This window comes from Enterobacter sp. RHBSTW-00994 (genome assembly GCF_013782625.1).
GTDB lineage: Bacteria > Pseudomonadota > Gammaproteobacteria > Enterobacterales > Enterobacteriaceae > Enterobacter.
The window spans coordinates 69399-91786 of record NZ_CP056199.1; the positions used below are offsets into that span (position 1 = coordinate 69399).

The 22388-nt window shown below is 54.0% G+C and carries 15 protein-coding genes and 1 tRNA gene; 11 read left to right on the forward strand and 5 right to left on the reverse strand.

The window, feature by feature from the left end; all coding sequences use genetic code 11:
• Positions 1–15 precede the first annotated feature (15 nt).
• The 8 genes from HV346_RS00350 (at position 16) to HV346_RS00385 (ending at position 10747) form a co-directional block, all read left to right on the forward strand.
• Positions 16–1350, forward strand: a complete 1335-nt coding sequence (locus HV346_RS00350; protein ID WP_181621677.1) for a carbohydrate porin — start codon at positions 16–18, stop codon at positions 1348–1350.
• Between the two features lie 15 nt (positions 1351–1365).
• The gene (locus HV346_RS00355) at positions 1366–3558 is read left to right on the forward strand and encodes a CBM35 domain-containing protein (protein WP_181623655.1); all 2193 of its coding nucleotides are present in this window, start codon (positions 1366–1368) and stop codon (positions 3556–3558) included.
• A gap of 51 nt (positions 3559–3609) precedes the next feature.
• The gene (locus HV346_RS00360) at positions 3610–5019 is read left to right on the forward strand and encodes a glycoside hydrolase family 1 protein (RefSeq protein ID WP_181621678.1); all 1410 of its coding nucleotides are present in this window, start codon (positions 3610–3612) and stop codon (positions 5017–5019) included.
• Entirely contained in the window at positions 5016–6197 is a 1182-nt protein-coding gene (gene manA / locus HV346_RS00365) for a mannose-6-phosphate isomerase, class I (protein WP_181621679.1), read from the forward strand. Before HV346_RS00360 ends, manA begins: the two co-directional genes overlap by 4 nt.
• Positions 6198–6307: 110 nt before the next feature.
• Complete coding sequence (locus HV346_RS00370) at positions 6308–7306, forward strand: class I SAM-dependent methyltransferase (RefSeq protein WP_181621680.1); 999 nt, start codon at positions 6308–6310, stop codon at positions 7304–7306.
• 354 nt (positions 7307–7660) lie between these two features.
• Entirely contained in the window at positions 7661–9751 is a 2091-nt protein-coding gene (locus HV346_RS00375; protein WP_181621681.1) for a TonB-dependent receptor, read from the forward strand.
• A gap of 111 nt (positions 9752–9862) precedes the next feature.
• The gene (locus HV346_RS00380) at positions 9863–10297 is read left to right on the forward strand and encodes a GNAT family N-acetyltransferase (protein WP_181621682.1); all 435 of its coding nucleotides are present in this window, start codon (positions 9863–9865) and stop codon (positions 10295–10297) included.
• A 150-nt stretch (positions 10298–10447) separates the two neighbouring features.
• The gene (locus HV346_RS00385; RefSeq protein ID WP_181621683.1) at positions 10448–10747 is read left to right on the forward strand and encodes a hypothetical protein; all 300 of its coding nucleotides are present in this window, start codon (positions 10448–10450) and stop codon (positions 10745–10747) included.
• A gap of 43 nt (positions 10748–10790) precedes the next feature.
• Here the strand turns inward: HV346_RS00385 and HV346_RS00390 are convergent.
• Positions 10791–10885: transfer RNA gene (locus HV346_RS00390), tRNA-Sec, on the reverse strand.
• Positions 10886–11172: 287 nt separating this feature from the next.
• Between HV346_RS00390 and HV346_RS00395 the strand changes: the two genes are divergently transcribed.
• Together HV346_RS00395 and yicI are read left to right on the forward strand one after the other, a co-directional pair.
• Positions 11173–12567 (forward strand): glycoside-pentoside-hexuronide family transporter, encoded by a 1395-nt coding sequence (locus HV346_RS00395; protein WP_181621684.1) that lies wholly within the window; start codon positions 11173–11175, stop codon positions 12565–12567.
• Positions 12568–12579: 12 nt separating this feature from the next.
• A complete protein-coding gene (gene yicI / locus HV346_RS00400) occupies positions 12580–14898 on the forward strand; it encodes an alpha-xylosidase (protein ID WP_181621685.1) in 2319 nt (772 codons plus the stop codon).
• Positions 14899–14940: 42 nt separating this feature from the next.
• Here yicI and HV346_RS00405 read toward each other — a convergent pair whose 3' ends face one another.
• Together HV346_RS00405 and HV346_RS00410 are read right to left on the reverse strand one after the other, a co-directional pair.
• Positions 14941–16668: an AsmA family protein gene (locus HV346_RS00405; protein ID WP_181621686.1), complete on the reverse strand. Its 1728-nt coding sequence runs from the start codon at positions 16666–16668 to the stop codon at positions 14941–14943.
• 119 nt (positions 16669–16787) lie between these two features.
• Positions 16788–18179, reverse strand: a complete 1392-nt coding sequence (locus tag HV346_RS00410) for a uracil-xanthine permease family protein (protein WP_181621687.1) — start codon at positions 18177–18179, stop codon at positions 16788–16790.
• A gap of 226 nt (positions 18180–18405) precedes the next feature.
• Between HV346_RS00410 and gltS the strand changes: the two genes are divergently transcribed.
• The gene (gltS, locus tag HV346_RS00415; protein WP_181621688.1) at positions 18406–19608 is read left to right on the forward strand and encodes a sodium/glutamate symporter; all 1203 of its coding nucleotides are present in this window, start codon (positions 18406–18408) and stop codon (positions 19606–19608) included.
• Between the two features lie 3 nt (positions 19609–19611).
• Here gltS and recG read toward each other — a convergent pair whose 3' ends face one another.
• Positions 19612–21693, reverse strand: coding sequence for an ATP-dependent DNA helicase RecG (gene recG, locus HV346_RS00420; RefSeq protein WP_181621689.1), 2082 nt, complete (start codon positions 21691–21693; stop codon positions 19612–19614).
• A gap of 3 nt (positions 21694–21696) precedes the next feature.
• Positions 21697–22386 carry a tRNA (guanosine(18)-2'-O)-methyltransferase TrmH gene (trmH, locus tag HV346_RS00425; protein WP_181621690.1) on the reverse strand — a complete coding sequence of 230 codons (690 nt, stop codon included), beginning with the start codon at positions 22384–22386 and terminating at the stop codon, positions 21697–21699.
• Positions 22387–22388: the final 2 nt, after the last annotated feature.

Here is a 22388-nt window from a genome sequence, read left to right on the forward strand (position 1 = left end):
AGAAAAAGGAAATCTATGAACAGGTTGAACCGATTAATACCTCTGGCCCTTCTCATCAATGCGGCTGCTTGCGGGATCGCGCAGGCGGAGCAGTACGACTTCAAACTGCATGGCTACATGCGCTCAGGCATTCTGGCGAACTCTGACGGCAACCGGGCAGATTCGGTCGGGCTGATGCCGGATGGCAAATGGCGTCTTGGCAACGAAGAAGACACCAAAATCGAGCTGATCCCCCAGGTGATGCTGAAATCTGATGCGGGTCCGGTGGCGAAAATTCAGGCCAACATCACCCATCAGAGCAAATGTACCTCCGACTGGAACTGTCAGGACGATGACGGCAAAGAGGTGCAGTTCCGCGAAGGGTATGTAGAGCTGAGCAATCTGGACTTTGCGCCGGATGTCACCTTCTGGGGCGGGAAACGCTATAGCAGCTCGAACACCTCTAGCCACCAGTTCGACTGGGAGTACATCCAGTACAACGGTACGGGCGGTGGTTTTGACAACCTCGACCTCGGCTTCGCCCGCTTTGATGCCGGTGTCTATGCCTTTTCACCTACGGACGAAACCAAAGCGTTCCCGGTGGATAAAGGCGATCAGGGCTACCCGGATGATTACTCTCTCAACCTGTGGCTGAAGAAAATTGGCGGCACGGGGTTCGATCTGGAGCTGATTGGCCACCACATGAACCGCAATGAAAAGCATCCGACGTCCGCCGAGAAAGGCTATGGCGTTACCGGTGTCTACAACTTTGACGGATTCTGGGGACTGACGGGCGGCTATTCCAAACTGGTGATGCAGTATGGCCGTGGCCTGGCGGCGGGTGACTCGCTGGGCAAAAACGGCTGGGGTTGGGCAAACCTGGAAGATACCCAATCCTGGCGTGTGATCCTCGACAGCATGGCGTCACTGGGTAGCGTGGATGTGTCGACATTTGCCTACTACCAGAAAGACAAAAACTACCGTTGGTGGAGCAGCGATGCTGACGGCTGGGGACGCTCAAGCTGGGTGGCGGGGATCCGCCCGTATCACCAGATCACCAAAAACTTCGCGATGCAGTATGAAGTGGGCTACGAATACCTCGACGATGAAAACTACAAAGGGGTCAACGGGAAAGGCAAAGGCGGCCTGACGAAAGTTACCATCGCGCCGACGCTGACCTTTGATTCCGGGTACTGGAATCGTCCACAGTTGCGCTTCTTCGTCACTTACGCGAAGTGGGATAAAGGTGTTTCTGATGCACTGGACGGTAACTATAACTGGGATACCAACACGATTTCCGCCGGTGGTTATAGCCGCAGTGGTGAGACCGACACAGTGAATTTCGGCGTTCAGGCTGAAGTGTGGTTCTAAGGAGAGAGCAAAATGATTCAACCTATCAGAAACGTTCTGCTGGCCTCTCTGCTCTCCGCGCTGGGTTGCGCGGGGGCGATGGCAGCGGAACAGTCGCATTTCGAACACTTTATTACGCGTGACGGCACGCAGTTAATGGATGGCAAAACGGTATTCCGCTTTGCGGGTATCCACGCGCCGGAACTGCATCGTATTGAGGATGATGCGCGGGGTGTCTGCAAAGCCGACCCGCGTGGCTGGGGACAATACTTCAAATGGCCAACGGCGGAAGAGCAGGCGAACTGGATCAACGCCATGGTTGCCACAGGCGCAAAAGCTCAGCGCGTGTATGTGCTTTCCGTTCAGCAGGAGAACGATGCCGCCTGCGAACGTGAAACGCATATCCTTGCCCCGGAAAGCCCGGATGGCATGCCGCGCCTGAATGAAAAAGCGATGAAGGTCTACGACAACATGATCGCCGAAGCGGATAAACAGGGATTGCGCCTGATCCTGCCGTTTATCGATCACTGGTGGTGGTGGGGGGGACGTGAACAGCTCGCGGCTTTCTACCATGAAAAACCGGAAGATTTTTACCGTACGGACAGTAAAACCTATAAGGCCTATCTGGATGTGATTCGCCAGGTGATCACCCGCACCAACTCGGTGACGGGCCGTTCTTACGCCGACGAAAAGGCAATCATGGCCTGGGAGACGGGGAATGAGCTGGAAGATACCAACGCGGCGTTCCTGAAAGAGACCGCGGCCTGGATCCGGAAATGGGCCCCGCATCAGCTGATTGTCGACGGGACGTATAAGAAGATTAATGACTTTGCATTAAACGATCCTAACGTTGATATCGTCAGCAATCACTACTACACCAACGCCGACAACAACCACCCGGACCAGGTGCGTAAAGACCTGGCAGCCATCGGTGGCAAGAAGGCCTATCTGGTGGGGGAATTTGGTCTGCTCGATCACACGCAGCTCAACGACATTATGCAGTCGATTGTTCACAGCGAGGTCAATGGCGCGCAGGCGGTCGGTGGTTTTATCTGGGGTTTCCGCGGGCATCGCCATGACGGCGGGTTCTACTGGCATAAAGAGTATACCGGTCATTACAGCTATCACTTGCCAGGGTTCCCGGTAGAAGGGAAAGCCAACCAGGAGATGGAGGTTGTGGATCTGGTGAGGAAGGCAGCGGCACAAATGGCGGGTCTGAAACAGACGCCACCGCTGCCGGTTCCTGATGCGCCGGTACTGCGTGCGACCGATTCACCGTTCGCCATCAACTGGATGGGCGCTGCCGTCGGGCGTAGCTATGACGTTGAACGAGCCACATCTGAGAAGGGTCCATGGACGCGGGTGGGAGAGAACATCTCCGACGGAGTGAATGAGTGGAACCCGGCCACCATGGATCTGTTCCGCGATGATTACCGCAGCCTGCAACGAGGTGAGACTTACTACTACCGAGTGCTGGCCAAAAACGAAAGCGGCGTGTCTCAACCCTCCAACGTGATCGCCGTGAAACACACGCAACAGAACCAGGCTCCTGCCGTCACTCTGGGGGATGCGATGGTGACTTCTCTGGACAAAGGTGTGTTGTTACAGGCGACCTGGACAGACGATAACCTGCCGGATCGCGAGGTGAACGTGGGCTGGACTCACGGGGATAACCCGAACGTGCATTTCTGTGATGCCACGAAAACCCACACCCGCGCATGGTTCTCCGCACCGGGTCAGTACGCCCTGACCTTTACCGCCGACGATGGTCTGCTGAAAGGCAGCAAAACCGTCAATGTCACGGTTAACAAGGTGCAAGGGAAAGTGCCTGCGGATTACTGCAACTTTGCCGGCGGTGTGCTGGATGTTCACAAAGGTAAGTTGCACGCGGTGAAAAGCGCGGAAAACGTCCTTGCCATTGGTGATGATGGCTTCCTCGGCCCGTTTGCCAGCGAAGGGGATAAGGTGAGCTGGCAGGTGAATGTGCCGTGGGAAGGGCGGTATACCCTGCACGTCACGTTTAACGGTAAATGGGGTGGAAAGAAAAACTCTTTCGTAGTGAACGGTGGTGCGCCGATTGCCATTGAATTCCCTCAGACCGATGAAAAAGGCCAGCAGATGGCGATTCCGGTGACGCTGAAGGCCGGGAAAAACAGCATCGACTTTGGTCGTTTTGCCGGTGACTGGGGCTACATGTTCATCAAATCCATCGAAGTAACTGCAGAGTAGTGATTTTGGCCGCGTCCATTGGGCGCGGTTTTTTTTATTAACGGAGGCGTTATGACCCGGTATTCATTCCCCGACGGTTTTTTATGGGGTGCAGCAGCATCTGGCCCACAAACGGAAGGCACAGCGGGGAAACCGCACTGCTCCATTTGGGACAGCTGGTTTTCCGAACAACCCGAGCGTTTTTATCAGCAAACCGGTCCGCAGCGTGTTTGCGAGACCTACACCAGGTATCAAGACGATGTCGCCCTGATGAAACAGACAGGGTTTAACTCGTTCAGAACCTCGATTCAGTGGTCACGCCTGATTGACGATTTTGAAACGGGCGAGCCGAACGCCGATGCCGTTCGTTTCTATCACGCTTATCTCGACGAAATGATCGCTAACGGCATCGAGCCGATGATCAATCTTTATCACTTTGATATGCCTGAGGTCTTGCAGAAGAAGTATGGCGGTTTTGAATCAGCACATGTGGCTGAGCTGTTTTCCCGCTTCGCGCGTACGGCCTTTACGCTCTTCGGTCACAAGGTGAAGTACTGGATCACCTTCAACGAACCGATTGTTCCGGTAGAAGGCGGGTATCTGTATGACTTCCATTATCCGTGTAAACAGGACGGTAAGCTGGCGGCGCAGGTCGCTTTTAACATTATGCTGGCGCACGCAAAAGCAGTGCAGGTGTTTCGCGAACTCATGGGGAGCGGTGAAATTGGTGTGGTGCTGAACCTGACACCGACCTACACGCGCAGTGATTCAGCCGAAGATAAAAAGGCAGCATGGTATGCCGACCTGCTGTTTAACCGCAGTTTCCTTGATCCGCTGGTGAAACATCAGTTCCCCAAAGCGTTGTGTGAGCTGCTGGCGTTTCATCATTGTCTGCCTGACACCACCCCGGAAGATGTCCGTCTGATTACCGATTCGAGAATCGATTTTCTTGGCGTGAACTACTACGTGCCGCGGCGTGTCCAGGCGCGTGAGTCCGCGTATACGCTCGATTACTTCTCCCCGGAGTACTACTTCGAAAACTACGTCGACCCGAACGGTCGCTTTAACCCTTATCGGGATAATAATGAGATCCTGCCGGTGGCAGTTTACGATATTGCCCGCAATATCCGCGACAATTACGGCAATATTAAGTGGTATCTCGCCGAAATTGGCATTGCGATGGACCTGGAATCGGAAGGTCCGGTGCAGGCCGATGGTGTGATTGATGACGGGTTCCGCATTGGGTTGATGGAGGAGCATCTGGTGCAGCTTCACCATGCCATTCGCGATGGCGCGAACTGTTTTGGCGTTCACCAGTGGACGTTTATCGACAACTGGTCGTGGATTAACGCGTTTAAACGTCGCTACGGATTTTATCGCCTGGATCTCGAAACGGGCGAGCGGCAGATCAAGCGCAACGCGCTGTGGTTCCGGGAGTTGGCCTTAAGTAATCAGTTTTCCACTGAGGAGCGCCCATCGTGAGCCAGACCTGTTTTTACCCGCTTACCAATGTGGTGAAAAACTATCCCTGGGGAAGCCGGCATTCGCTTAATCAGCGCTTCAACGTTCTGAACCCGGACGATCAGCCGCAGGCCGAGCTATGGATGGGTGTCCACCCTGCGGGTGTTTCCCATGTGAAGGTTGCTCAGGAGCTGATGGCTCTGTCTGATTTGCTGGCCAAAGAGCCTGCGATGATGCTGGGCGAGGCAACGTATCAGCGTTTTAACGACTTGCCGTTTTTGCTAAAAATCCTTGCCGCCGGGCGCGCGTTGTCGATTCAGGTTCACCCGACCAAAGCCCAGGCAGAATGCGGCTTTGCGCGCGCACAGCAGGCGAACGAGGGGGAGATGCCGGACTATAACGACGCGAACCATAAACCGGAGCTGGTCTACGCCATCACCCCATTTGTGGCGATGAACGGTTTTCGTGATACGAACACCATCGCCGCTAACCTGAGTGCTCTGGATATCCCCGTGCTCAATACCCTTGCTGCCGGACTGCTTGCACAGCCCGATGGTGACGGGTTACGTGCTTTTTTCATTGCGATGATGCAGCTTACGCCAGCCACCAAAATGCAGGCCATTGCGCAGGTGATCGCGCGGGGAGAGGATCTTTACGGCGAGGAGACAGGGGCGATTTTCAGGCGCTTACAGCATGACTATCCGAATGATACAGGCGTACTTGCGCCGCTATTCCTCAACTGTATTACCCTGCAACCCGGTGAAGCGATGTTCCTTTATCCCGGAACGCTGCATGCGTATGTTCACGGTACGGCGATTGAGGTAATGGCCAGTTCCGACAACGTGCTACGCGCCGGACTCACGCCAAAGAAAATCAACCTGGATGAGCTGGTTCAATGCACCACGTTCACCCCAACAGCCGCTGGCTTGCTCTGTATGTTGCCGGAACCGCACGCCGCAGAAGCACGCTACCCCATTCCGGTTGATGATTTCCGGTTCAGCATTTTCACCGGGGCAGATCATCAGCCGATGACGACGACCAGCGCCGAGATTGTGCTGGTGATTGAAGGCGATGCGATGCTGAGCCATATCAGCGGTGAAACCCTGACGCTGAGTGCCGGGGCATCGGTGTTTATTCCTGCCTCCACGAGACAATGGCAGCTCACCACTACCGGAAAAGTGTGCCGCGTCTCATCGTAATGTCACCCCAGAGGGGGCTTATGCCCCCTCCGCATTTCGTGCTTTCTTCGTAGGGTAATGTTGCGGCGTCTGGATAGACTTCCGTTAATGGCCGAACGGGGGACAACGATATGAACTGGCAGCCTTTTCGCGGTAACGCACCGGCAACGATGACGATTTACAGTGCTTCATTTCCCGATGTCAGCGATCAGTGGCCGATGAAAGACGACGTCACCCGCGAGATCAACGCGATAGACAAGGCGCTGAAAGCGGACCTCGCGCTGCTGCCTCCTCTTATGGATTACGAAGAGGGCGGCCAGGCTGTACTGATTTCCCAGCATATTTATTCTGAACAGGCATACCGTACCCGCCCGGCGCTGGCCGCATGGCGTGCCCGGCTGGTTCCCACGGCGCTGGCGATCTTTGTGGTGCAAAATCCACTGGAAGATAAGCTCCCCGAAGGCACGCCGATGGACAAGGAAAGCCGTCAGTGGTTTATCCATGCTAACGACGCCATCGGCGTGCGCTCCCGCGCGCGGGTTCTGGCGACACTGGTGGACAAGTACATCCACAACGACATTGAAAGTGACTGGATAAGCCTGGCAAGTGGCGCAGCTATTCCTGTACTGGAGGCGTTGCGAACCGCCAAACTGGATGGGCAGAACGTGCATTTGTCGCTGGTGGATAATGACCCCGTTGCGCTGCGCTGGGCTGAAACCATGGCCGCGCAGGAGGGATTGAATGTCGGAGAACAACTGACTCTGCTCAGGCGCGACCTGATTCAGACGTTTATCCGCAGTGAAGATCTTCTGCTGGAGCTGGGCGAACATCAGGCTGAACTGGTGGATGCGCTGGGGATTTTTGAATACTTCAACGATGCAGATGCGGTGATTTTTTTGCAGCGTGCCCTGCGGCTGGTGAAACCCGGCGGGGCGGTGATTGTGTCGAATATGCTGACCAGCAGTCCGCAAATCGACTTCACCCTGCGTTGTATCGGCTGGTCGCATATTTTCCCCCGCTCATTAGAGCAGCTACAGGCTATCCATCTCGCGGCCGGAGTGCCGGTGGAAAATGTTACGGTGATTGTGCCGAAGGATGGGGTATATGCGGTGATGGAAATGCGAATTTGACGCGCGGGCGGTTCTGTCAGCGGAGCGTGTCGCCGGATATTCCCGGCGAATGTCAGATAAACGTTAATCGGTATTCACCTGCTATTTGTAGAATAAATACCCACGGAGAAAGGGATGCCAGTCAGTACAGCGACAGCGTATTATTGTTTTAAATAACGATCTGCCTCATGCGTATTTCCTCTCTTTATATATTCCCCGCGCAAATAAATGCCACAAAATAAATAAAATATAATTATGTATTCATGAAATATATAATTAACATTAACGGTAAAGTTTTGTAATTAATATTAACTTTTTGCAATTAATAATGAAAATGATTCTCACTTTTATTTGTGTTGAGTGAGGGGATCGAATATGTCCACATCATATGGACGTGATAAATTATTAGTGGGCGCAGCCGTACTGTTATGCGCGCCGGTTTTTGCCGAAACAGATAATAACATCGAGGACGTTGAGACTATTCAGGTTGTGGCATCGGTGGAGAGTACGCCAAAAGAAACCCATGTTTACGAGAATAAAATCGCCGCCCGTCAGCCGGAACTTATCAAAGATATTCTGCGTGATATTCCTGGCGTTGATGTTGGCGGGACGAATGGATTTAATCAGCAAATCTATATGCGCGGCGTAAGCGACAAGGGAATCAACGTTACCATTGATGGTGCGCGCCAGATGGGCGATGTTTTTCACCATGGCGGTAATCTGTTAATTGATCCAGCGTTATTAAAGCAGGTTGATGTCTCTGTGGGGGCTAACTCTGTGGTCCATGGTTCCGGGGCATTAGGCGGTGCGGTGAAATTTACCACCGTTGACGCGTCTGATTTGCTGCGACCAGGTGAACGTTACGGCGCACGGGTTAAAACCGGTTACGACACCAATAACGACGAATGGTCTAACTCCCTGACATTATTTGGCCGGGTGGCCGATCGCGTTGACCTGTTGGGCTATATAAGCCGCAGCGATTACGACTATGGCGAAAGCGGAGATGGCACGCGTATTGGCGCAGATGGCAAAGATAAAAGCTATTTAGTGAAAGCCGGTGTTGATCTTTTTGAAGGCCAAAAAATAAAAGTCTCGGCGGAGCGCGTAAAATCGGACGGTGAATATCCGTTCCGCGCTGAGTTTTCCTATCGCCCGACGACCACCGCTAATTTCCAGGACTACACGCCGCAACGTTTTACCCGTGAAACCCAAACGCTCTCTTATGAAGCGGTTGATGGTAGCGGATGGGTTGACCTCAACGTGGTGGGTTATCACACCAAAAATGAACTCGATCGCAGCCAGCCGCATAAAAATATGGCCGCAGCCATCCGTTCCGGCAAAGCGAACGCCAGTGTTAAAAAGCGCTGGAATAACCAGGACGGTGGCTGGGTGACGAGTGTGGAAACCTGGGGCATTAACGTTGACAACCGTTCTGAATTCCAGACGGGAGCTTTTGGTCACACGTTGCACGTGGGCTATGAATGGTTTCAGACCAAAAATCATCGTGATGATTACCAATATTCCAGTGGGCGGAAAACCGCATCCTGGGATGGCGAAAAGGGGACCAGCAACTCTGGGTATCTGGAAAATGCCGTACAGTTGGGTGGGCTGACGCTCACACCGGGGATTCGCTACGATCATTATCGGGCAGATATGCTTGGCGATGAGGACCAGACATTCACTGAATTCTCCAAAGCCTTTGGCGCTGAGTACCGTTTTGAATCCGGCTTGGGCTTATTTGCTAACTACACTGAACTGTTCCGTGCTCCCGATACCACCGAATCGATCCGCGTTAATTCCAGCAAGTTTAACCAGAAAAACCAGCTTGAGCCGGAAACCGGTGAGAATAAAGAGGTCGGCATTTTCTTCGACCATCGTGGCCTAATTGTGCAAGAGGACACGTTCAGTCTTGTCGGTAAATATTTCCGCACACATTACGATAATCTTATTGTCCAGACAGCTGTTCCCGGTGTATCTGAACTCACAGAGCGTTTTAATGCCGGTAATGCGGTTGTCGATGGCTATGAAGCGTCGGTGAATTATGCGGTAAATAATATTATTACCCGTTTCAGCTATTCTCATATCAGCACTGATTATACGTCACCATTGATGGTCAAAGGGGTGGCTAAATATGGTGATATCCTGGGACGCGATACTGGCGATAAGTACACTGTAGGGTTGACGTATTTGCTGCCGAAATATGACCTGTCCCTCCACTGGAACTCACTGTTCTACACGCGTTATAAAGATGAGAAAACGAAAAAGCCTGGCTATGGTGTGAACGATCTGGCGGTGGAATGGGCGCCCGCATCCGGTACGCTGGATGGCCTGACGGTAAGCCTGGGGTTATACAACATCTTTGATAAAAACTATGTGTCCCACACGTCGCGCAACAGCTATGGCGTACTGGGTGCAGACTACGAACCCGGACGGAGTTTCCGTGCCAGTGTGGCGTATCAGTTCTGATGTTCAGCGCATAAACAAGCCCCGGTATAACCGGGGTTAACTGGCAGGAAGAATGCTGTAGCAGCAGGCCAGGCGCTTGCTTTTCATCCGTGACCCGAACATCATCCCCTCATGAACATCGAAACTGCAGTCTCTTCACAATTTGAACGTCTTGTCGCGATCTGGGAATCATCCGTTCGCGCCACTCACCACTTTTTACAGGAAAGCGATATTGCGGCGCTGCGCCCGTTATTGCTCAACGCGTATCTCCCCCATCTCAGGGTGGTGATTGCCCGGGATGAAACGGGAGTGATTCACGGCTTTTTAGGCGTAGATCAAAACCGCATTGAAATGCTGTTTGTCGATGACGTGAGTCGCGGGAAAGGTGTAGGTAAATTACTGCTGAAGTATGCGGTCGAATATTTCGGCGTGAATGAAGTGGATGTTAACGAGCAGAATCCGCAGGGTGTCGCGTTTTATCAGTATATGGGGTTTGTGCAGGTTGGACGCTCTGAACGGGACGGGCAGGGGAATCTGTTTCCGTTGCTGCATATGCGGTTGGGGTGATAACGAGATCAGCGTTTAGCTTTCTTATCCCATTTTAATAAGCCGACAATATCTTTTTCTCCTTCGACTTCTTTAAACAGTCGCTGCTTTTTCCAGGTTCCACCAAAAACAATTAAAGCAAGAGAGTTCGCAATTCGCGTTTTAGAGGCAATGAGGTTTCATGAACTTAGTATTAGTACTGGGGAATTATCTAAAATTTCTGGACTTTCTTTTAATCAATTCGAAGGGGTATATGTTTTTTGGAAAACGTTGAATGTATCAACAGAGGTTTTCAATGTTGATGGACAGTATGACTGTGATCAAGTTAAAGTTAATGAAGCTATTCAAGACGTGAAAAATGGAATATTTGATTATTTATATTATTGGGATCATAGAATATTAGAAAATATTAATTTACAAAGATTAATGGCTGATAATTTGAATGCGGGGGAATTTATTAGAGAGAGCTAATTAGAGAGAGCTAAATTGTGCCATCGCTTCATATCAAAATTTTTGGCGGAAGATCACAGGAGTCGAACCTGCCCGGGAACGCTGGCGTCCCCAACTGGATTTGAAGTCCAGCCACCTCACCGGAGATGACGATCTTCCGCGCCTGCATTGCTACATGGAGGCGGGGCGCATTATAGCTACTTTCAGGCATTTACCACATACCCAGACACACTTTTTTCACTACTCTTTTGACCTGTATTAAGCCATTTGAGTTAATTCCTAACAAAATCCTCACGTTAGCTTTTCCCCGTTCTGAGTTTTAACGCGATCACAAAAAGCAAGAAACGTAAGTTACTAACCAGAAAACAGAATACCCGCCCCGTCGCCAATGGTTTACAACATGTGAAACCGGTCTCAGCGCCCCCTACAGCGTGAAGGATAAAAAAATGAAGAGCGAAGTACTGTCTGTAAAAGAGAAGATTGGCTATGGCATGGGTGACGCCGCCAGCCACATCATTTTTGATAACGTCATGCTGTACATGATGTTTTTCTACACCGATATTTTCGGCATTCCTGCCGGGTTTGTCGGAACCATGTTCCTGCTGGCGCGCGCGCTGGATGCCATCTCCGACCCATGCATGGGGCTGCTTGCTGACCGCACCCGCAGCCGTTGGGGTAAGTTCCGCCCGTGGATTTTGTTCGGTGCTATCCCGTTCGGCATCGTCTGCGTGCTGGCGTACACCACGCCGGACCTTAGCCTGAACGGAAAAATGATTTATGCCGCTATCACCTACACTCTGCTGACCCTGCTCTATACCGTGGTCAACATTCCTTATTGTGCACTTGGCGGCGTCATCACCAACGACCCAACGCAGCGTATCTCCCTGCAGTCCTGGCGCTTTGTGCTGGCCACGGCGGGCGGCATGCTCTCCACGGTATTGATGATGCCGCTGGTAAACCTGATTGGTGGTGAAGACAAAGCCTTTGGCTTCCAGGGCGGGATTGCCGTGCTGTCGGTGGTCGCGTTCCTGATGCTGGCATTCTGCTTCTTCACCACCAAAGAACGCATCCAGGTTCCGCCAAGCACCACCTCCATGCGTGAAGACCTGCGCGACATCTGGCAAAACGACCAGTGGCGTATTGTCGGCGTGCTGACCATCCTTAATATCCTCGCCGTCTGCGTGCGCGGCGGCGCGATGATGTACTACTGCACCTGGATCATGGGCTCGCCGGAAGTATTCGTTGCTTTCCTCACCACCTACTGCGTCGGCAACCTGATCGGCTCTGCGCTGGCAAAACCGCTTACTGACTGGAAATGCAAAGTCAGCGTCTTCTGGTGGACCAACGCCGCGCTGGCGGTGCTGAGTATCGCTATGTTCTTCGTGCCGATGCATGCCAGCATCGTGATGTTCGGCTTTATCTTCGTAATTGGCGTGCTGCACCAACTGGTAACGCCAATCCAGTGGGTGATGATGTCCGACACCGTTGATTACGGCGAATGGACCAACGGCAAACGTCTCACCGGTATCAGCTTTGCAGGCACACTTTTCGTGCTGAAACTGGGCCTGGCACTGGGAGGCGCAATGATTGGCTGGATGCTGGCCGGCGGCGGTTACGACGCGGCAGCGAAAACCCAGAACAGCGCGACCATCAGCATCATCATTGGCCTCTTCACCCTGGTTCCGGCGGTCTGCTACGTGCTGAGTGCCATTATCGCCAAACGCTATTACACGCTGAAAACACCATTCCTGTTGAAAATCATGGGTGAGTTGGCGCAGGGTGCGCGCCGTAATCAGCAGGCATTCGACAACCTGCCAGTCAGCAAAGAATTACAGAACTAAGAGGACGAAAGTATGAAAATCAGTGACGGAAACTGGCTCATTCAACCGGGCCTGAACGTGACGTATCCGGTTCAGGTATTCGATGTGGATCAGCAGGGTAACGATCTGGTGGTCTATGTTGCGCCACGTGACGTGCGCGAACGGACCTGGCAGCTCGACACATTGATGTTCACGGTTCGCCTGTTTGCCCCACAGGAAGGGATTGTCGGGGTGCGCATTGAGCACTTCCAGGGGGCGCTTGATAACGGCCCACACTATCCGCTGAATGTTCTGCAGGATGTGAAGGTTGAGATTGAAAACAACGCGGAATTCGCGGAGCTGAAAAGCGGCACGATCAGCGTGCGCGTCACGAAAGGTGAATTCTGGGCGCTGGATTTCCTGCGCAACGGGCAGCGTATTACCGGTAGTCAGTTGAAAAACAACGGCTACGTGCAGGACAGCAATACAGACCGCAATCATATCTTCGAGCGTCTGGATCTGGGTGTGGGTGAAACGGTCTACGGTCTGGGCGAACGCTTTACCGCGCTGGTGCGTAACGGCCAGACGGTGGAAACCTGGAATCGCGACGGCGGAACCAGCACCGAGCAGTCATACAAAAATATCCCGTTCTACCTCACTAACCGGGGTTACGGTGTGCTGGTGAACCACCCGGAGAACGTGTCGTTCGAAGTGGGATCTGAGAAGGTCTCCAAAGTGCAGTTCAGCGTGGAAGGCGAGCATCTTGAGTATTTTGTGATCGACGGCCCGACGCCGAAAGAGGTGCTGAACCGCTATACGCAGTTCACCGGGCGTCCGGCATTGCCACCGGCATGGTCATTCGGCCTGTGGCTCACCACATCGTTCACCACCAACTATGACGAAGCCACGGTAAACCGTTTTATCAACGGTATGGCCGAGCGTGACCTGCCGCTACACGTGTTCCACTTCGATTGCTTCTGGATGAAGGCCTTCCAGTGGTGCGACTTCGAGTGGGATCCGGTGACCTTCCCGGACCCGGAAGGGATGATTCGCCGTCTGAAAGAGAAAGGGCTGAAAGTCTGCGTGTGGATCAATCCGTATATCGGCCAGAAATCACCAGTGTTCAACGAGCTGAAAAAGAAAGATTATCTGCTCAAACGCCCAGACGGTTCCCTGTGGCAGTGGGATAAATGGCAGCCGGGGCTGGCGATTTACGACTTCACCAACCCGGATGCCTGCAAATGGTACGCCGACAAGCTGAAAGGTCTGGTGGATATTGGCGTGGATTGCTTCAAAACCGATTTCGGCGAACGTATCCCGACGGATGTTGTATGGCATGACGGATCTGATCCGCAGAAGATGCATAACCACTATGCCTATATCTACAACGAGCTGGTGTGGAACGTGCTGAAAGAGACCGTGGGTGAAGAAGAGGCCGTGTTGTTTGCCCGTTCTGCGTCCGTCGGTGCGCAAAAATTCCCGGTGCACTGGGGCGGTGACTGCTACGCCAATTACGAATCCATGGCGGAAAGTCTGCGCGGGGGGTTGTCGATTGGTCTGTCCGGTTTCGGTTTCTGGAGCCATGATATCGGCGGCTTTGAAAACACCGCTCCGGCGCATGTCTACAAACGCTGGTGCGCGTTCGGATTGTTCTCTAGCCACAGCCGTTTACACGGCAGCAAATCTTACCGTGTGCCGTGGGCGTACGATGATGAATCCTGCGATGTCGTGCGCCATTTCACACAGCTTAAGTGCCAGATGATGCCGTACTTATATCGCCAGGCGGCGCTGGCACGAGAGGAAGGTACACCAATGCTGCGGGCAATGATGCTGGAGTTCCCGGACGATCCGGCCTGTGATTATCTCGACCGCCAGTACATGCTGGGGGATTCCATGATGGTTGCCCCGGTGTTCTCTGAAGCGGGTGATGTGCAATTTTATCTGCCGGAAGGACGCTGGACGCATCTGTGGCACAACGATGAAATCCTGGGCAGCCGCTGGCACAAACAGCAGCACGGTTTCCAGAGCCTGCCTGTATATGTGCGTGATAACACCCTGCTGGCACTGGGTAACAACAACCAGAAGCCAGACTACGCGTGGAACGAAGGCACTGCTTTCCAGCTGTTTAACCTGGACGACGGCGCTACGGCAGTCAGTGAAGTACCTGCGGCGGACGGTACTGTGGCGTTTACGCTGAAGGCATCGCGTCAGGATGGGACTGTGACCATCCAGGGCGCAGGAGAGGCGCGGAGCTGGTCAGTCTGCTTGCGCAACGTGCAGAACGTGGGCAGCGTGAAAGGCGGCTCACATGCCGGTAGCGAGTGGGGCGTGGTGGTGAAAGCGGATGGCAATGAGGTTGTGATTCATCTCTGAGTTCTCTCTCCCTCTCCCGAAAGGGGAGAGGGAGGGTTTGCTCTAGGGAGAGGGCTGGGGCGAAGGGGGAGCTGACGACGTAACAGCAGGAACTGTCGATACCACGCCCCCCGCCATCGTCTGCTGGACTTGCTGTTTATCCATATTCACCGCATTTAGCTTCCCGTTTACCGTCGGCTTCAGCGGCGCATTTGCCTGAACGCTGCCACTGGCGGTCACCTGAATATTGCCGTCACCAGTAATAGGCAGTGCTGGCCAGCCCCACTGTTGCATCACGTTCAGCGGCACGCCGCGCCCGTTCAGGCTTACGGTGGTCTGGCGTTGTGCAAGCTGTGAAACGGTTGCGGTGGCTTCAAGGATCCCTTTCTCGGTAAAGGCGCTCAGTTCGGTAATATTGACCGTCGAGGCGTTGGCGTTGAGCGCCAGCGAAGGACGACGCACATCCACGCGATTAAACGTTGCCGCCGCACCGTTCAGCGTGGCGTTGCCTCCCCACATACCCCATTGACGATCTTTAGCCAGTTGCAGATTCGCGCCGTAGCCATCAAGGGAGGTGATTTGCCACGGGAAAGCCGGATCGATATCGATCACCAGGTTACGGCTCAGACCGAATTTTTTCAGCGTCACACCGTTTAGCCACTCCGGCAACGGATCCATCCACAGCGTTTTCCAGTTTTGCGGCAGAGTGTATTCCAGCCCGGCGATGGCAACATCGTCCAGAACCAGCGTTTTGCCATCGCGGAGCCAGTTACCGGACGTACGTACCATGCCGCCTTCCCAGCGGGAGGTAAACTGGCGCAGCGCAATGCCCTGTGGGGCAAATTCAGCGTTCAGGATCGGGTCGAAAAGATGCAGCGAGCCATAGATAAACTCGCTGGCATTCATCGATAAACGTCCGTCCTGACTCTGCCAGTCGCCTTTGCTTAGGGTCAGATTACGCAAGCTTAAATCGAGATCGGTCACCGCCCAGTCCGGCCCTTGCAGACGTGCATCGGTCACGTCGAGACGGCCAATTTGCAGGGAAGGGAGTGTGGTGATGGGGGCGAAGAAATCCATCAGTGTTTTATCGCTTTGCAGACGGATCTCATTCAGCCGCAGAGTATCGATTACCCAGCTACCGTCAGCATTGCGCAGTGCGGAGCCAGTGAGGGAGCCGCGCGCCATATCTGCCCCGATGGTGTTCAGCACCACTTCCTTGCCGTTGAGTTGCCCCTGAATCAGTACATTACTGGCCGGAACGCCATTGAGCGTGAGCGAGCCCGCGCTGATCTGAATCTGTGCATTTTTGCCCAGTACGTTACCCGCTTCCGGCTGCCATGGGCTAACGCCACCTGTGACTTTTTGCGCACTCAGGTCCCATTCCGTGTTTGGGCTGTTAAACGCCATGTTATTCAGTTGCAACCGGTCGGCCTGGAAAGGCAGAGGTGCAGTCTGCGGGGAAAGGTTCAGCGTACCGTCATACAGCGAGATGGTATCTACATGCAGCGGATCGGTGATCTGGCGGCTGCTTAAGCCGATGTCGACTTTTTTGGCAACAAGCGTGGCGGGTTTCCCGTCGCGACCAAAAGTGATGTTTTCCAGGATGATGTGGGAAGGCGATGAAAAGCGGTGATCCATCTGGTCGAAATTGAGTTCGTAATCGGTATTGACCGTAACCCAACTGCTGACCTGCGCCGCGCCCCAGCGCGTCTGAACCAGAATATACAGTGCCAGGATCACGATAAGTATCGCAATCAAAATCCAGATGAGCAGCTTTCCAATAAATTTCATGGTCTTCCATCCCGTCAAACGCACATAAAGGAGTTATGCACGATTTATGCGCAATCCTCAAGGCGGGAATGGTGTAATTAGATGTCACGGCGGGCATTGACTGCCCGCCGTGATGACGATCAATTTTTTTCAGGCGGGAAAACGAGGTTGAGCACAATCGCAGTGATACCGCCAGCCGCGATGCCGGAGGAGAGCAGGTTTTTCACCCAGTCAGGTGCAAACTGCAGAATCAACGGTTGCTGAGAAACGCCCAGACCTACGGCCAGAGACAGCGCGATAATCATGATTGCGCGACGGTTCAGCGGCTCACGGGAGACAATGCGTACACCAGAGGCCGCGATTGTCCCGAACATGACCAGCGTCGCGCCGCCCAGTACCGGCTCAGGGATGTGCTGCACAAAGCCACTGACCGCCGGGAACAGACCGAGGACGATCAGCATCAATGCCACCACAAAACCGACATAACGGCTGGCGACACCCGTCAACTGGATCACGCCGTTGTTCTGGCCGAAGCAGGAGTTCGGGAAGGTGTTGAACACCGCGGAAACAAATGAGTTCAGACCATTCGCCAGTACGCCGCCTTTCAGGCGCTTCATGTACAACGGGCCAGAAACAGGCTGCTCAGAGACATCTGACGTTGCTGTGATATCGCCGATAGTTTCCAGCGAGGTGATCATAAAGACCAGCATCAGCGGCAACAGCAGGTTCCAGTCGATGCCTAAGCCGTAATACAACGGAGTAGGGACCATAATCAGCGGGCTGTTGGTTGGGGCGGTATTCTCCGGCAGCATACCCAGCGCCCAGGCCATCAGATAACCAGCAGCCATCGCAATCACCAGGGATGCTACACGCAGATACGGGTTACGCTGGCGATTCAGCAGAATAATGATGCCCAGCACCACACCAGCCAGCAGCAGGTTTTTCGGTGCGCCAAAGGTATGGTCACTCATGGCTGCATAGCCACCGCCGATGGACGTCAGGCCAACCTGAATCAACGACAGACCGATGATCATCACCACCACACCGGAGACCAGCGGAGTAATCACGCGACGCGCCAGATGCAGTACGCGGGAAATGACCATCTCGGTACAACTTGCCAGCATCAGTGTACCGAACAGGGCCGCCATCATGGTCGGGACATCCGCGCCGCCCGTTTTCAGTGCCGTCCCGCCCATAATCAGCGGAGCCACAAAGTTAAAACTGGTTCCCTGAATCGACAGCAATCCTGACCCGACCGGACCCCAGGCTTTAATTTGAATAACCGAGGCCACGCCGGAGGCAAACAGGGACATGCTGATGATGTGCTGAGTATCTTGTGTCGGTAAACCGAGCGCCTGACAGATCAACAGAGCAGGAGTAATGACCGCAACAAACATGGCCAGCAAATGCTGACAGGCGGCGAACAACGTTTGCGCCAGAGGCGGGCGATCTTCCAGGCGGTAGATCAATTCACTATTCTGCTTCTGCGCAATCGGTTGCGCATCAGGAGACTCTATGGTGTTAACGGACATCGGCGGCAATCCCACGGTGGAAAAGCGGGCATTTTATCTGACCAGTTGGTAAAAGCAAACGATTGCCAGCGAAAAAAGAACAGAATTCCTTTTCCCTGACGTGACTTTTTCTATAACGATGCGGAGAAAATAATTACACTTTTGCCGTCGATTGCTCATGAAGAGCACAAATCGGCCCAGGATAACGCCGCGTGTGTATGGAATACGCGCAATTAAAGGAGCCCCTATGATTCATCTCGATACGTTGTCGACGCTTGTTGCCGCAACGCTGGTGCTGCTGCTCGGGCGCAAGCTTCTGCACAGTATTGCCTTTCTCAAAAAGTACACCATTCCTGAACCTGTTGCCGGTGGTTTGCTGGTGGCGCTGGCCTTGCTGGTCCTGAAAAAAAGCATGGGCTGGGAAATCGATTTTGACATGTCCCTGAAAGACCCGCTGATGCTGGCTTTCTTTGCCACTATCGGTCTGAACGCCAATCTGGCGAGTTTGCGCGCGGGGGGAAAAGTCCTCGGCGTATTTCTGATCGTCGTGGTCGGGCTGCTGGTGATGCAAAATGCCATCGGCATTGGCATGGCTTCCTTGCTGGGTCTGGATCCGCTGATGGGGTTGCTGGCCGGTTCAATCACCCTTTCCGGTGGACATGGTACAGGTGCGGCGTGGAGCAAGCTGTTTACTGAACGCTATGGATTTGAGAATGCCACAGAAGTGGCGATGGCTTGTGCAACCTTTGGCCTTGTACTGGGCGGCCTGATTGGCGGCCCGGTGGCGCGGTATCTGGTGAAGCATTCCAGTACACCGAATGGCAGACCGGACGACGAACTGGTTCCCACGGCATTTGAAAAGCCGGATGTCGGGCGCAGCATTACCTCTCTGGTACTGATTGAAACCATTGCAATGATTGCTATCTGCCTGACTGCTGGAAAGGTCGTTGCACAATGGCTGGCGGGAACACCTTTTGAGTTGCCGACGTTCGTGTGTGTCCTTTTTGTCGGCGTGGTACTGAGTAACGGCCTGGCCTTGATCGGGTTCTACCGCGTTTTCGAACGCGCGGTGTCCGTGCTTGGTAACGTCTGCCTGTCACTGTTCCTGGCGATGGCGCTGATGAGCCTTAAGTTGTGGGAGCTGGCATCTCTGGCATTGCCGATGGTCACCATTCTGGCGGTACAGACCCTCTTTATGGCGCTGTATGCCATGTTTGTGACCTGGCGAATGATGGGGAAAAACTACGATGCAGCCGTTCTGGCCGCGGGCCACTGTGGGTTTGGTCTGGGCGCCACGCCAACGGCTATCGCCAATATGCAGGCCATCACCGAGCGTTTTGGCCCGTCACACACCGCGTTTCTGGTTGTGCCGATGGTCGGGGCATTCTTCATTGACATCGTGAATGCGCTGGTGATTAAACTCTATCTGATGCTACCGATTTTTGGCTAATCGTCAGGCGTTGGAATAACGTTCAGTTTCCGGCATCCAGCGCTCAATTAACGCTGCCGCCTGCTCGGGGTAGCGTTCATGAATATGGCGGGCAAGACGCTGAACTTCGGGGATCATGGCCTGATCGCGCAGTAAATCAGCCACTTTAAATTCGGCATTCCCCGTTTGACGCGTGCCCAGCAATTCGCCAGGCCCCCGGATTTCCAGGTCTTTTTGCGCAATCACGAAGCCATCGTTGCTGTCGCGCAGGACTTGCAAACGCATTTGCGCCGTTTTAGAGAGCGGAGCTTTGTAGAGCAGCACACAGTGAGAGGCAACCGCGCCACGACCCACGCGCCCACGCAACTGGTGGAGTTGCGCAAGTCCCAGACGTTCCGGGTTTTCGATAATCATCAGGCTGGCGTTAGGGACATCAACACCCACTTCGATAACCGTGGTGGCAATCAGCAGATGCAGTTCTCCCTGCTTGAAGGAGTGCATTACCGCCTGCTTTTCGGCGGGTTTCATACGGCCATGCACCAGGCCCACCTTAAGCTCCGGCAGCGCCAGTTTCAGCTCTTCCCATGTGGCTTCGGCGGCCTGCGCTTCGAGCAGTTCCGACTCCTCAATCAGTGTGCAGACCCAGTAAGCCTGGCGGTTTTCCGTCGTGGCAGCATTGCGTACACGGTTGATGATATCGCTGCGACGGGTATCCGGAATCGCTACGGTGGTGACTGGTGTTCGGCCTGGCGGGAGTTCGTCGATGGTGGAGGTGTCCAGATCGGCATAAGCGGTCATTGCCAGGGTGCGCGGGATAGGGGTGGCGGTCATGATTAACTGATGTGGGTGGAACCCTTGCTGAAGCCCTTTTTCCCACAGCGCCAGACGCTGGTGAACGCCGAAGCGGTGTTGTTCATCGATGATCACCAGGGCCAGACCGTTAAATTGTACCTGTTCCTGGAATATCGCGTGAGTACCCACAATCATCTGAACCTGACCGCTGGCAATGGCATCCTGTTGCGCAAGGCGCGCCTTGCCTTTTTGCTTACCGGCCAGCCAGCCTACTTCAACCCCGAGCGGGGCAAACCAGTTGCGGAAATTATTCGCATGCTGCTCGGCCAGCAGCTCAGTAGGCGCCATCAGTGCGACCTGTTTGCCGTGGGCAATGGCACGAAGCGCCGCCAGTGCGGCAACCAGTGTTTTTCCTGAACCAACATCACCTTGTACCAGGCGCATCATTGGTACATCGAGCGCCATATCGCGTTCAACTTCGGCAACCACACGAGCCTGAGCACCGGTTGGTTTAAAGGGCAATGACGCCAGCAGCTTATCTTTTAAATCATCACGCTGGCTTAGCGGCTGGGCATGGAAACGCTGTGCGCCAGCACGAAGCGCCAGCATACTCAGGTTATGGGCCAGTAATTCTTCAAGGATAAGCCGCCGTTGTGCCGGATGTTGCCCACTCTCTAAATCACTGAGTTGCAATGATGGTGGTGGACGGTGCAACGTGCGCATCGCTTCCGGCAGGCTCATCATCCCTTGTGCCAGTTCGGGCGGCAGCAGTTCAGTAATGGCGCACGTATCGAGCAGTTCCAGAGCCTGATCGGTGAGCTTACGCAGGGTGGCCTGTTTAATGCCTTCGGTAGTTGGGTAGACCGGGGTCAGCGTTTCCTGCAATTCCGGTGTACTAAGATCGCCCTGCACACGGTATTCCGGGTGGATCATCTCTGCGCCGTACTTGCCACGTTTTGCTTCGCCATAGGCCAGCACACGTCGCCCGGTTGCGAGACCATTTTTCATCGCCGCGCTGAAGTTGAAGAAACGCATAGTGAGAATGCCGGAGCCGTCGCTGATCTGGCAGGTCATCATTCGGCGTCCACCGAAGGTGATATTACAGTTCAGCACTTCGCCTTCGACGGTGGCATACACGCCAGGCAGCAGATCGCCAATCTTATAAAGATGGGTACGGTCTTCGTAACGCAGGGGGAGGTGGAGCAGGAGATCCTGCACGGTGTGCAGGCCAATTTTAGCCAGTTTGCTACTTTGCGCTGCACCCACGCCCGTCAGCGTATTGAGCGGTACGGCATCCAGCAGGCGGCCTTTCATGATTTATCCTGCGTATTGCATGGTGGACCACCACTCGGCATCGGCTTCAATTTCGCCCTGCGCGTTAACATGGGGGTAAGGCAATTTTTTCTGTTTCGCCACGCGGGCCAGTACCGGATAGCCGCCTTCAAACAGCAGGCGCTGTTGTTCTTCTTCCGGCAGCATGCTGTTGCTGCGTTCGTACATTCCGGCATTCTGACGCTGGCGCTGTGCTTCGTACAGAATAAGTGCGGAGGCAACGGAGACATTCAGCGACTGCACCATGCCGATCATCGGGATGATGATGTCCTGATCCGCCAGATCCAGCGCCTCCTGCGTGATCCCGGTTTTCTCCTGACCCATCAAAATACAGGTCGGGCGGGTGTAGTCGATCTCACGAAAATCAACGGCTTTGTCAGACAGGTTCGTCGCAAGCACCTGCATACCGCGTCCTTTCAGATGCGATACGGCCTCAGCGATGGTCTGGTGAGTTTTAACGGACACCCAGCTGTTGCTGCCTGCGGCCGTTGACGCCATGGTACGCATACGGCTGCCAGGCCAGACGGCGTGCACTTCATGCACACCAACGGCATCTGCAGTACGAACAATCGCAGAGACGTTATGAGGTTTATGGACCTGCTCCATGCAGACCGTCAGATCAGGCTGACGTCTGGCGAGCATCTCACAAATGCGCTTATAACGCGTTGAATTCATAA

Coding starts and splice junctions, on each gene's coding strand:
- HV346_RS00410 (WP_181621687.1), bottom strand. CDS start 18,179: ATGTCCGTTAACACCATAGAGTCTCCTGATGCGCAACCGATTGCGCAG.
- HV346_RS00385 (WP_181621683.1), top strand. CDS start 10,448: ATGAGGTTTCATGAACTTAGTATTAGTACTGGGGAATTATCTAAAATT.
- HV346_RS00350 (WP_181621677.1), top strand. CDS start 16: ATGAACAGGTTGAACCGATTAATACCTCTGGCCCTTCTCATCAATGCG.
- trmH (WP_181621690.1), bottom strand. CDS start 22,386: ATGAATTCAACGCGTTATAAGCGCATTTGTGAGATGCTCGCCAGACGT.
- HV346_RS00405 (WP_181621686.1), bottom strand. CDS start 16,668: ATGAAATTTATTGGAAAGCTGCTCATCTGGATTTTGATTGCGATACTT.
- HV346_RS00395 (WP_181621684.1), top strand. CDS start 11,173: ATGAAGAGCGAAGTACTGTCTGTAAAAGAGAAGATTGGCTATGGCATG.
- recG (WP_181621689.1), bottom strand. CDS start 21,693: ATGAAAGGCCGCCTGCTGGATGCCGTACCGCTCAATACGCTGACGGGC.
- yicI (WP_181621685.1), top strand. CDS start 12,580: ATGAAAATCAGTGACGGAAACTGGCTCATTCAACCGGGCCTGAACGTG.
- HV346_RS00375 (WP_181621681.1), top strand. CDS start 7,661: ATGTCCACATCATATGGACGTGATAAATTATTAGTGGGCGCAGCCGTA.
- HV346_RS00380 (WP_181621682.1), top strand. CDS start 9,863: ATGAACATCGAAACTGCAGTCTCTTCACAATTTGAACGTCTTGTCGCG.
- HV346_RS00370 (WP_181621680.1), top strand. CDS start 6,308: ATGAACTGGCAGCCTTTTCGCGGTAACGCACCGGCAACGATGACGATT.
- gltS (WP_181621688.1), top strand. CDS start 18,406: ATGATTCATCTCGATACGTTGTCGACGCTTGTTGCCGCAACGCTGGTG.
- HV346_RS00360 (WP_181621678.1), top strand. CDS start 3,610: ATGACCCGGTATTCATTCCCCGACGGTTTTTTATGGGGTGCAGCAGCA.